Consider the following 11956-nt stretch of genomic DNA (forward strand, 5'->3'; position numbering starts at 1 on the left):
AAGGCTAGTGGCTCCGCCTTCGGAGAATGCTATTCTCCGAAAGGAGATTGAGGAGTTCCATGACGAGAACGCAAAGCCCCGCGAACCTCGACACCACGACGCTCGGCCGATGGCTCGACACCCAGGACGCCCCCGGCAACGGCGAGGAGCCCGTCGCCGAGGTACTCAAGGGCGGGTCGCAGAACATGCTCTACCGGATCGATCGCGGCGGTGAGGGCATGGTGCTGCGGATGCCCGGACCGCGCGCCGACGAGCGCCGCCTCGGTGAGCTGCTTCGCGAAATCCGTCTGGAGCGGGCGTTGAAGGGCACTGACGTGCCGCACGCCGAGCTGGTCGCCGCTGACGAGAGTGGGGAGGTGCTCGGCAAACCGTTCTTCGTCATGAAGGAAGTGGACGGCTGGAGCCCGATGGAGGGCGGCTGGGAGTCGCCGTTCGATGCCGACCTCGACGCCCGCCGCGAACTGGCCTTCCAGCTGATCGAGGGTGCGGCGAAGCTCGGCCGGGTGGACTGGAAGGCGCAAGGCCTCGAGGGGTTCGGCAAACCCGACGGTTTCCACGACCGACAGGTGGATCGCTGGCTGGCGTTCCTCGCCGCGTTCCAGGTGCGCGAACTGCCCGGGCTGGACGTGGCGTCGCTATGGTTGCGCGACAACCGGCCCGCGCACTACACCCCCGGGATCATGCACGGCGACTACCAGTTCGCCAACGTCATGTACGCCCACGGCGCGCCCGGGCGGCTGGCCGCGATCGTCGACTGGGAGATGACCACGATCGGCGACCCGCTGCTGGACGTGGCATGGGCGCTGCTCGGCTACGACGGTGAACATCCCAAAGGCACCGGCTTCTACCTGCCGATGGACGGTATGCCCACCCGCAGTGAGCTGCTGGCGCACTATGAGAAGGTCAGTGGGCTCTCGACCGCGAACATCCACTACTACCTGGTGTTGGCCAACTGGAAGCTGGGCATCGTGCTGGAGAAGACGTACGCCGCCGCGGTCAACGGGGGCACGGCAGACCCACAAGTGGTCGAGGCCTTCGGCGCGATGGTGCCCGATCTGATCGCCACCGCGGCCCGGTTGGCGCAATCCGGCGAGGAGGCCTGAATGGGCTACGCAGACACTCTTTTTGATTTGACCGGCCGCGTGGTGCTGGTCACCGGCGGTAGCCGTGGCCTGGGCCGCGAGATGGCGATGGCGGCCGCGCGCTGCGGCGCGGACGTGGTGATCGCCAGCCGCAAGTTCGACACCTGCGTGGCGACGGCCAAGGAGATCGAGGCCGAAACAGGCTGCACCGCAATGCCATACGGGGTGCACGTCGGACGCTGGGATGAGCTCGACGGATTGGTCGAGGCGGTCTACGACCGGTTCGGCAAGCTCGATGTTCTGGTGAACAACGCCGGCATGTCACCGACCTACGACAAGCTGACCGATGTCAGCGAGAAGCTTTTCGACGCGGTGGTCAACCTGAATCTGAAAGGACCGTTTCGCCTTTCCGCTCTGGTGGGTGAACGCATGGTCGCCGACGGAGGCGGTGTGATCATCAACGTCAGCACCCACGGCTCGCTGCGGCCGCATCCGTCGTTCATTCCGTACGCGGCGTCCAAAGCCGGGCTGAACGCGATGACCGAAGGCCTCGCGGCGGCGTTCGGGCCGACGGTGCGGGTCAATACACTGATGCCCGGACCGTTCCTCACCGACATCAGCAAGGCCTGGAACTTCGGCGAAGGAAACCCGTTCAAAGCGCACGCCCTGGGGCGGGCCGGCGATCCCCACGAAATCGTCGGCGCCGCAGTGTTTCTGATGTCCGATGCCTCCAGCTTCACCACCGGCTCGATCCTTCGGGCTGACGGCGGAATCCCGTAGAGGAGTACGACGATGGCATGGGACTTTTCCACCGAGCCGGAATTCCAGCAGAAGCTCGAGTGGATCCGGAACTTCGTGCGCGACGAGATCGAACCGCTCGAAGTGATCTTCCCGAGCTGCGAGTTCCTTCCGCTCACCGACGAGCGCCGCAGGATCGTCGACCCGCTCAAGCAGAAGGTCCGCGACCAGGGTTTGTGGGCGCCGCACCTCGGGCCCGAGCTGGGCGGCCAGGGCTTCGGGGCCGTCAAGCTCACGCTGATCAACGAAATCCTGGGCCGCACAACGTGGTCGTCGATCATCTTCGGCACCCAGGCACCCGATACCGGTAACGCCGAGATCCTGGCCCGCTTCGGCACCGAGGAGCAGAAGCAGCGGTACCTGACCGGGCTGCTGTCCGGGGAGATCTTCTCGACGTTCTCGATGACCGAACCGCAGGGTGGGTCCGATCCTCGGGTGTTCACCACTCGTGCGGTGCGCGACGGCTCGGGAAAAGACTCCGACTGGGTTATCAACGGCCGCAAGTACTGGTCGTCGAACGCCTCGGTGGCGTCGTTCTTCATCGTGGTCGCGATCACCGACCCGGACGTGCCGGTCCACACCGGCGCCTCAACCTTCCTGGTCCCGGCCGACACCCCGGGCGTCCGCATCGAGGCGACGCACCACCTGGTCGGCTCGTACTCCCATGACCCCGGGCACTCACTGGTGCACTACGACAACGTCCGGGTTCCCGCGTCGGCGATGCTCGGAGAGGAAGGGCATGGCTTCGGCGTCGCCCAGTCCCGGCTGGCCGGGGGACGCCTGCATCACGCGATGCGCTCGATCGGGGTGGCCCAGCGCGCGATCGACGCGATGGCACGCCGGGCGAAAAGCCGCTTCACCCAGGGAAGTCTGCTGGCCGACAAGCAGCTGATCCAGGAGATGGTCGCCGACTCGTTCGTGGAGCTGACCCAATTCCGGCTCATGGTGTTGCACGCGGCATGGCTGGTCGACACCGCCGGTGAGCGAGCCGCGCGAGAGGAGATCGCGGCCTGCAAGATCGCGACCGCCGCCGTGCTGAAGTCCATCGGCCTGCGTGCCATCCAGGTGCACGGCGGCCTCGGACTGACCGACCAGATGCCGTTGACCAGTGTGCTCATGGGCGGCATCACGCTGGGGATGGCCGACGGGCCGACCGAGGCGCACAAGGTCAACCTGGCCCGCCAGATCCTCAAAGGCTACGAGGCGGAGGATCCGGTCTGGCCCAGTGAGTTCCTGCCCAATCGGATCGAGCGAGCCCGGGAGAAGTACGGCCACCTGGTCGATCGCATTCCCGCGCTTCCTGTTTCACCGTGACCAGCAGAGCCGCTGCCGCCGTGGTGCGAGCGCTCGACGACCGGCAACGGGAGGCCACCGAGGACGTAGAGCGCATCCTGGCCGCCGCACTGCGGGTGCTGCAGCGGGTTTCCCCCGACGCGCCGCGGGTCAGCGACATCGTCGCCGAGGCCGGCGTCTCCAACAAAGCGTTCTACCGCTACTTCGCGGGCAAGGACGATCTGATGTTGGCAGTCATGGAACGCGGTGCGGCCATGGTGGTTTCGTACCTGGAACACCAGATGGCCAAGGAAGCCACCCCGAAGGGCAAGATCACCCGATGGATCAGCGGAGCGCTGGCCCAGGTCGCCGATCCGGAGCTGATCGGCATGAGCCGCGCCCTGGTGGTGCAGATGTCCGACTCCGACAAACGTCGGCTTGGCGAGGAGGAAATGCTGGCTGCCATGCGCGGGCTGCTGGTCGAGCCCATTCGCCAGCTCGGCAGTAGCGATCCCCGGCGTGACGCCGACGCGGTGTTCGTGTGTACCGTCGGCACGATGCGCCGCTACGTGAACTCCACCGACCAACCGGGTCGCAAGGACATCAACCACCTCGTCGGGTTCTGCATGCGGGGCCTCGGCCTGCCGGAGGCGACCAGCTGATGCGCGCCGTCGTCTGCCGCGAGTACGGCACCCCGGAGGATCTGATCATCGACGAACTGCCCGACCCCACACCGGGTCCCGGTCAGGTGGTGGTCAAGGTTCACGCCGCTGCGGTCAACTATCCCGACGTGCTGCTGATCGCAGGCAAGTACCAGATCAAGGTGCCGCCGCCGTTCAGCCCGGGCAGTGAGCTGGCCGGTGAGGTGCTGACCGTCGGCGACGGCGTCGACTTCCGGCCGGGCGACCGGGTCTCGGCCACCACGTTCGTCGGCGGGTTCGCCGAGCAGGCGCTGGTCGATGCGAGGGGCCTGACCCGCGTTCCGGACGGCGTCGACTATGCCGATGCGGCCGCATTCGGAGTCACCAACCGCACCGCCTACTACACGCTGCGCACCGTCGCTCCCGCCCAGCCCGGCGACTGGGTGGTCGTCCTGGGCGCAGGTGGTGGTGTCGGCCTGGCTGCCGTCGACATCGCGGTTCTGATGGGCGCCAAGGTCGTTGCCGCCGCGTCCGGCGCCGAGAAGCTCGAGGTGTGCCGCCGGCGCGGCGCCACAGAGGTGATCGACTATGACCGGGAGGACCTCAAGAGCAGGCTCAAGGAGATCACCGGCGAGGCAGGCACGCGCGTGGTCCTCGACCCTGTCGGTGGTCACTACTCCGAGCCCGCTCTGCGCAGCCTCGGCCGTGGCGGAAAGTTCGTGACGCTCGGATACGCGGCCGGTGAGATCCCGAGGATTCCGCTGAACCTGGTCATGCTCAAGGGAATCACCGTGCAGGGCATGGAGATCCGGACGTTCGCCACCGACTACCCCGACGACATCGCGCGCAACGACGCCGAGCTTGCGCAGTTGTTCGCCGAGGGCAAGCTGCGCCCGTACCTCGGGGCGAGGTTCCCGCTGGAGCAGGCGGCGACCGCGCTGCGCTACGTCGCCGACCGCAAAGCGATCGGCAAGGTCGTCATCGACGTCACCTAGGCAGGCCTAGGGCGTGATGATGTTGAAGCTCGGGTCCGGCTGATCGAGCGCACCGAGGAAGGTCTGCAGCGCTTGTGGATCACCGGTGATCTCCAGTCCCGGTGAGGTGAAATCGCCTGCCGCGGCGGCCAAAAGCCGCAACTTGGTGGCCAGCCGGATGGTCGCGGTTGCCGTCGACTCGTCTGCCGGGCACTGCCGGTAGACCAGCACACCGTTGCGCAGGGTGAGCCGGTAGTTGGCGTCGAGGTCAGCGAACGTCACATCCAGGGAGATGTCTAAATCCCAGGACCGCGGCCCGTTGACGCTGATCGCCAGCACGTCGAACATCTGCTCCGGGGTGAGCTGGGCAAGTAGCGTCGTCGGCGATACCTGGGTGGGCGTGCCGAAGTTTCCGTCGCGCAGCTCGGTGGCACCGGATAGGAAGAAGTTGCGCCACGTCGCGCACTCGGCGCCGTACGCCAGCTGGTCGAGGGTGTCGGCGTAGAGCTCCCTGGCGCCCGCATGCTGTTGGTCGGTGAAGATGACGTGATCCAGTAGCGTTGCCGCCCAACGGTAGTCACCGGATTCGGCGGCCGTACGGGCCAGCTCGACCACCCGGTCGGCGCCACCCATCGCCTCGACGTAACGTGGCCCGATCGCTTCCGGCGGATGAGCCCACAACCGCGCCGGGTTGCCGTCGAACCAGCCCATGTATCGCTGGTAGACGGCTTTGACATTGTGGCTGACAGATCCGTAATACCCGTGCGCATGCCACGCCTTGTGCAGCGCGGGCGGCATTTGGAAGCCCTCGGCGATCTCGATGCCGGTGTAACCCTGATTGAGCTGACGCAACGTCTGGTCGTGCAGGTAGGCATACAGATCACGTTGCAGGGACAGGAATTCGACGATCTTGTCCCGCCCCCACGTCGGCCAGTGATGCGAGGCGAACACCACGTCGGTGCGGTCGGCGAACGTCTCGATCGCCTCGGTCAGGTAGCCCGACCATCCGTGCGGGTCGCGGACCAGTGCCCCGCGCAACGTCAGCAGGTTGTGCAGGTTGTGCGTGGCGTTCTCCGCCATGCACAGCGCGCGGAACTTCGGGAAGTAGAAGTGCATCTCGGCGGGAGCCTCGGTGCCCGGGGCCATCTGGAATTCGATCTCGACGCCGTCGATGGTGTGCGTCTCGCCGGTCGTGGTGATGTCGATGGTCGGCACGATGATCGCCACCTCACCCGTCGACGGGGTCTGGCCCAATCCGCAGCCGACCTGGCCTTGCGGGCCGCGGTCGAGGACGGCGCCGTACATGTAGCCGGCACGGCGGGCCATCGCGGTCCCTGCGTAGACGTTCTCTTGTACGGCGTGTTCGGTGAACCCTTCCGGGGCCAGCACGGCGACCTTGCCCGCGTCGACATCGGCCTGGGTGGTCACCCCGAGGACACCGCCGAAATGGTCGACATGGGAGTGGGTGTAAATGACCGCGACCACGGGCCGGTCACCACGGTGCGCGCGGTAGAGCGCCAGAGCGGCGGCGGCTGTTTCGGTGGAGACCAGCGGATCGATCACCACGATGCCGGTGTCGCCCTCGATGAAGCTGATGTTGGACAGGTCAAGTCCGCGGACCTGATAGATGCCCTCGACCACCTCGTAGAGGCCCTGCTTGGCGGCCAGGATGGACTGCCGCCACAGGCTCGGATGGACTGATGTCGGCGCATCCCCGTTGAGGAATCCGTACGCGTCGTTGTCCCACACCACACGTCCGTCGGCGGCTTTCACCACGCACGGGGTCAGGGCGGCGATGAAGCCGCGGTCGGCGGCCTCGAAGTCCGCGGTGTCCTCGAAAGGCAGGGATTCCAGGTGTTCTGCATGGGCGGCCTCGATAACGGCGGAAGGCGGCTTGGGTGTCATACCGCCATCCTCGCCTAGCGCGATGGAATCAGGTCCAGAATTCGTTGAGGGGTTGGGCGTACTTGTCGTTGTTGGTCATCGGCGGCAGCCCCAGCGCATCCTCGATGGTGCGCAGCGTGCTGTAGTGGTTGTAGGGGTCGGTGGCGACGAACGCACCGCCCTTCATTCCGCCCGCGCTGACCGCCAGCGGTGACGGGATCACCACTGTCACGACATGGTTGCCTTCGTTGCCGAAGCCCAGCGTAATGTTGTTGTTGTCCTCGTCGAAGGTGACGATGATTACCGACTTCGTTGTCTGCCAGACCTCGGAATTCATGATCGTCGGTACGGTTTGCGCCAGGAACTGGTCGAGCGCGGGAACGTTGTACTGATGGCGCGGATCGATCTGGGAGAACGCGAAGTGCGCCACCCCGGCCAGAGAGCTGACCGGGCCCTCGCCATTGGAGGCCTCGTCCGCGGCGAACCACACGAAATTCGGTGTGGTGGCGTTGGACTGAAGATCTGTGGCCATCTGGGTCAGCGGGAACATGTGCGCCGCCGCATAGGCCTGATTGTCACCGATGCCGGCGAACGCCGGCCACGGCGTCTGATCGGGCGAATAGGTGCCGTTCGACACCAACGGTTGGCCCGGTGTCATTCCCTGCGCGTAGGCGCCCCATGTGACGCCTGCGTGGTCCATGGTGAATGCCAGGTTGTTCGGGTCGTTGATACAGACCGATTCGCAGTTGTAGGTCTTACCGAAGACCTGGCCGCCGGCGATCGCGTAGTAGTTCGGCAGGCTGGGATGCGTTACGGCGTAGTAGTTGTTGGCGAGGCCGTAGGAGTTGATCAAGCTGTTGGTGAAGGGCGCGTTCGGGCTTCCGACAATGTCGTTGTAGCCCTTGTTCTCCATATAAACCAGGAACACGTGGTCGAGCGGCTGGACATCGGACACCGGTGGCGTCGGCGCGGGAGGCGCCGCTTGGGCGGTGCCGATGCTGAACGACAGATTGTCGGCGTACGCGTTGTTGTACCGGGCGGTGAAACCGATCACCACCGGATTCAGGTCGTGCATCGTCAAGGTGACGACGGCGCTGCGGGTTCCCACCGGCACGGTCCCGATGGTGGTGCGTTGCCGGAAGCCGGTCTGTCCCCAGCGATCCAGGTTGGAGACCGGACCGATCGAGGAACTTCCGAGGTAAAGCTGGTTCTGGTCCAGGAAGGTGACTTTCACGGTGGCGAACGACGGGTCCAGCAGATACCCGCCCAAGTAGCCGTTCAGGTTGAAGGGCACCGTGCCGGTGTCGATCTGAGCACTCGACGAACTGAGGTTCACGGTCTGGGAGAGCGAGGACGTGGCCACATCTCCGCCACCGAAGAACTGGGCACCACCGCCGGGTGGCGCGGCTTTCACACCGGGGAACGAGATGATGGCGGGCAGATTCGGCCATGCGAAGCTCAATCCCACCGGCCACGCGTTGCGCAGCTCGCCGTACTGAACGACGGTCGGGGTGCCCGTTGCCGTCCACCCCGGCACGCTGACCGTGCTGTTGCCGTACCCCGCCGCATCGCCGAGTTCAGCCCCCGGGTTCGTCAACAAATTGGGCCCGGTCACCGGAACCGCGGTGGTGGTGACCACGCCCGCCATTCCGATACCGGTGATGCGACGTAACTCGTTGCCTGCGTATGCCAGCATCGACGAGATCGTCGCCGGCGAAGGCGGCGTGCCATCGCCGACCAATGAATGCAATGCGGTGGCGATCGAGCGCGCTGTGGGGGCATGCCCAGCCGGTGCCGAAAGTTGCTGAGCGCTGACCACTTTCGCCGCCGACGGCGCCGTCGACAAACTCGGCGTCACCCGGTGCGTCTTGGCCACTGCCGCAGGTTTCTGCTTGGCCGCTGATGCAGTGCTGCCCGATGCCGTCGAGCTATTCGACGGCTGGGCATCGGCGACACAAGGTGTGCTTGCCAGCCAGGAACCGATTCCGAGGGCTACCGCTAGCGCCCCCACCCTGCCGATGTATGCCGCGTTGCCCATGACCCCGTACTCCCGCCAGCCGAATAGGTCAGATGGTACGAAGTGCGGGCCGTCCGCGGACGGTAATCGACGGGTTAGTTCTGGGCGCTCAGGTCGTACACCTCGGTCCCGCCCACATCTTGTGCGGTGAAGTGCTGCTTCACCCATTCGGTGATCTGCGTGCCGGGACCCGAGTCACCGCCGGGGCCTGGGTGGTGGCCGCCCCCGGGACCGTTGCCCGCGATGAAGTAGTGAACCTGCCCCGCCGCGACGTAGGTCTGGAACTGCTCCAGAGTCGGCGAGTTGTCACCGCCGCTGAACCCGCCGATCGACATGATCGACGTGCCGGTGGCCAGCTCCAGGCTGCCCGCCGTGTGTGAGCCGACAGTGGCTGCGGCCCAACGATTGTCGGCCTGAGTGAGCAGACCCTTGAGTTCGGAGTTCTCCGACGCCTGCACGCCCTGACCACCCGGGCCACCGAAGCCGAAGCCGAAACCTGCGTTTGATCGTGGCGGCCCCGACGTCGGGATACCACCCCCGTGATTACCTGCAACCGTCTCCACGGTGTAGGCGGCAGTCGCACCCAGCCCGACGAGCAAACCTGCCGCCGCGACAGCGACCGTCCAGCGGCCGAGGCGGTGCGCGCCTGCCAGCAGAACCGCGGACACGAGGATCGAGCCCACCAAAACAGTCCACCGCAACCATGGCAGCCAGTCCGGAGTGCGGTCGAGCAGGATGAAATTCCACACCCCGGTCACCACGAGCATCGCCGAGAGCACCACGCGCGATGCGACAAATTGCCTGCCACGCCATAGTTCTCGCACGCCGATGCCGATCACTGCGCCGATCGCGGGCGCCAGCGCGATCGTGTAATAGGGATGCATGATCCCCTTCATGAAGCTGAACACCACGACTGTGACCACCAGCCAGCCGCCCCACAGCATCAGCGACGCGCGGGTCCGGTCGGTACGTGGCGCGCGCCTCGTGAACCACAGCCCGGCCACCAAGGCGATCAGCGCAGCAGGCAACAGCCAGGAGATCTCGGTGCCCATCGACTCCCCGAACATCCGGGTCAAACCGGTGGAGCCGCCGAACATCGCACCGCCCATCGGTCCGGGGCCGCCCTCAGAGTTCGAGCTGCCACCCGGATTCCCGTCGCCGCCGAACACCCGGCCCAGACCGTTGTAACCCAGCGCCAGTTGCAGCAGGCTGTTGTCGGTGGAGCCCCCGATGTAGGGTCGAGAGTCGCTGGGCCACAAGCTGACCAGAGCCAGGTACCACCCAGCGGACACCACCAGGGCGATCAAACCGACGGCCAGATGACGCAGCCGCAGCCAGATACTGCCGGGGACCGCGACCAACACCACCAGCGCGAAGGCCGGGGTGACCAGCAGAGCCTGCAGGAGCTTGGCAAGAAACGCGAAACCGATGGCGACACCAGCCAGGGCGATCCAGCGGGTGGGCTTGCCGTCCAACGCGCGGATCACGCAGTATGCGGCCACCACCATCAGCAGAACGAGGAGAGCGTCGGGATTGTTGAAGCGGAACATCAACGCCGCCACCGGCGTCAGCGCCAGCACCGCGCCGGCCAGCAGGCCTGCGCCGTAGCCGCTGACGCGGCGCACCGTGTTGTAGACCAGCGCCACCGAGGCAACACCCATCAAGGCCTGCGGCACCAGCATCGACAGCGTGCCGAATCCGAAGATCCGCCCGGACAATGCCATCACCCACAACGCGGCCGGTGGCTTGTCCACCGTGATCGCGTTGCCCGCGTCGATCGACCCGAACAGCAGGGCCTTCCAGCTCTGGGTGCCGGCCTGCACGGCCGCCGCGTAGTAGTCGTTGGCCCAGCCGGCGGCGTCCAGTCCCCACAGATAGAGCACCGCGGTGACCGCGAGGAGAACACCCAGCGCCGGACTCACCCACCCCGGCCGGGGTGAGCGCTGCTGTTCCTGCGGCTGAACGTGCGTCGGACTTTCGATATGTTCGGCGAGCACGGTCATTACTTTCCCCCAACGTTCTGGCCGGTGCGCCGGGGGTGGAACACCCAGCCGCGCAACAGCACGAAGCGAATGACGGTGGCCATCAGATTGGCCGCGACGAGCACCAGAAGTTCGACGGCGCGGTGCGGTTCGCCAAGCATGTGCAGCAGCGCCAGTGCACCGCTGGTCAGACCCAGCCCGATACCGAAGACCACGAAGCCCTCGAACTGATGGCGTGCCACGCCGCTGCGGCCGCGGACCCCGAAGGTGAACCGCCGGTTGGCCGCGGTGTTGGCGATAGCCGTCACCAGCAACGCCACCAGGTTGGCGCCCTGCGCACCGATCGGGCGCAACAGCAGGAACAGCAGCAGGTACGCCAGCGTGGAGGCGATGCCGATCGCCGCGAACCGCACGCCCTGGTTCAACAACGACTTCGGCGCGCCGGCCTGGTTCCCGAATTGCGCCCCGATCGCCTTGACCGGGATCTGTCCGGTGCCGAATCCCTTGAGCAAGCGTGCGATTCCCTTCAAGTCGGCGACCGCGGTGGCCACAATGTCGACCCGGCTGTCCGGGTCGTCGATCCAGTCGACGGGAACCTCGTGGATCCGCAGGCCGCTGCGCTCGGCCAGCACCAGCAGCTCGGTGTCGAAGAACCAGCCGGTGTCCTCGACGTAGGGCAGCAGCTCGGCGGCGACATCGGCGCGGATCGCCTTGAAACCGCACTGCGCGTCACTGAACTTGGCGGCCAGCGTCGAGCGCAGGATCAGGTTGTAGCAGCGTGAGATGACCTCTCGCTTGGCGCCGCGCACCACCCGAGAACCGCGACTCAGCCGTGTCCCGATGGCCAGATCGGAATGCCCCGACACCAGCGGCGCCACCAGCGGTGACAGCGCGGCCAGATCGGTCGAGAGGTCGACATCCATGTAGGCCAGCACCGGCGCATCCGAGGTCGACCACACCGCATGCAACGCCCGCCCACGGCCCTTCTGCTCGAGGCGCACCATGCGGACCTCGGGCAGTTCGGCAGCCAGTTCGGCGGCAACCTCAGGCGTGTTGTCGATGCTGGCGTTGTCGGCGATCGTGATGCGGAACGAGAACGGGAAGTCCTCGCTCAGGTGGCGGTGCAGCCGGTGGATCGAGTCGGCCAGCACAGCCTGCTCGTTGTACACCGGTACGACGACATCGAGCACGGGCACACCGCGGTCGGCGGCGGTCAGTGCGGCATTGCGTCGGCGTGCCACGGGGATGTCGGTGATGGTCATGCTTTTATGGTCGGCCGTGGCGGTGAGGGCCCAATTTGTGTTTG

The 11956-nt window shown here is 66.2% G+C and carries 9 protein-coding genes; 5 read left to right on the plus strand and 4 right to left on the minus strand.

All coding sequences use genetic code 11. From position 1 onward, the window contains the following. Positions 1-59 precede the first annotated feature (59 nt). The 5 genes from Y900_RS11520 to Y900_RS11540 are packed head-to-tail and all read left to right on the plus strand — an operon-like array spanning position 60 to position 4788. Positions 60-1103: a phosphotransferase family protein gene (locus tag Y900_RS11520; RefSeq protein ID WP_036341948.1), complete on the plus strand. Its 1044-nt coding sequence runs from the start codon at positions 60-62 to the stop codon at positions 1101-1103. Further along, positions 1104-1862 carry an SDR family NAD(P)-dependent oxidoreductase gene (locus Y900_RS11525; RefSeq protein WP_036341949.1) on the plus strand — a complete coding sequence of 253 codons (759 nt, stop codon included), beginning with the start codon at positions 1104-1106 and terminating at the stop codon, positions 1860-1862. 12 nt (positions 1863-1874) lie between these two features. After that, entirely contained in the window at positions 1875-3194 is a 1320-nt protein-coding gene (locus Y900_RS11530; protein WP_036341950.1) for an acyl-CoA dehydrogenase family protein, read from the plus strand. Next, the gene (locus Y900_RS11535; protein WP_036341951.1) at positions 3191-3814 is read left to right on the plus strand and encodes a TetR/AcrR family transcriptional regulator; all 624 of its coding nucleotides are present in this window, start codon (positions 3191-3193) and stop codon (positions 3812-3814) included. The genes Y900_RS11530 and Y900_RS11535 overlap by 4 nt, the downstream gene beginning before the upstream one ends. Further along, positions 3814-4788, plus strand: a complete 975-nt coding sequence (locus tag Y900_RS11540; RefSeq protein WP_036341952.1) for an NADPH:quinone oxidoreductase family protein — start codon at positions 3814-3816, stop codon at positions 4786-4788. The genes Y900_RS11535 and Y900_RS11540 overlap by 1 nt, the downstream gene beginning before the upstream one ends. A gap of 6 nt (positions 4789-4794) precedes the next feature. On the opposite strand, the gene Y900_RS11545 is transcribed toward Y900_RS11540, so the two are convergent. The 4 genes from Y900_RS11545 to Y900_RS11560 form a co-directional block, all read right to left on the minus strand. Further along, positions 4795-6672 carry an alkyl/aryl-sulfatase gene (locus Y900_RS11545; RefSeq protein ID WP_036341953.1) on the minus strand — a complete coding sequence of 626 codons (1878 nt, stop codon included), beginning with the start codon at positions 6670-6672 and terminating at the stop codon, positions 4795-4797. 28 nt (positions 6673-6700) lie between these two features. After that, complete coding sequence (locus tag Y900_RS11550; RefSeq protein ID WP_051660008.1) at positions 6701-8527, minus strand: alkaline phosphatase family protein; 1827 nt, start codon at positions 8525-8527, stop codon at positions 6701-6703. A gap of 236 nt (positions 8528-8763) precedes the next feature. Further along, positions 8764-10671 carry an ArnT family glycosyltransferase gene (locus Y900_RS11555; protein ID WP_036341954.1) on the minus strand — a complete coding sequence of 636 codons (1908 nt, stop codon included), beginning with the start codon at positions 10669-10671 and terminating at the stop codon, positions 8764-8766. After that, on the minus strand, positions 10671-11912 hold the full coding sequence (locus Y900_RS11560) for a bifunctional glycosyltransferase family 2/GtrA family protein (RefSeq protein ID WP_051660009.1): 1242 nt from the start codon (positions 11910-11912) through the stop codon (positions 10671-10673). The genes Y900_RS11555 and Y900_RS11560 overlap by 1 nt, the downstream gene beginning before the upstream one ends. Positions 11913-11956: the final 44 nt, after the last annotated feature.

The organism is Mycolicibacterium aromaticivorans JS19b1 = JCM 16368, from assembly GCF_000559085.1.
In the GTDB taxonomy this organism is placed as follows: Bacteria; Actinomycetota; Actinomycetes; order Mycobacteriales; family Mycobacteriaceae; genus Mycobacterium; species Mycobacterium aromaticivorans.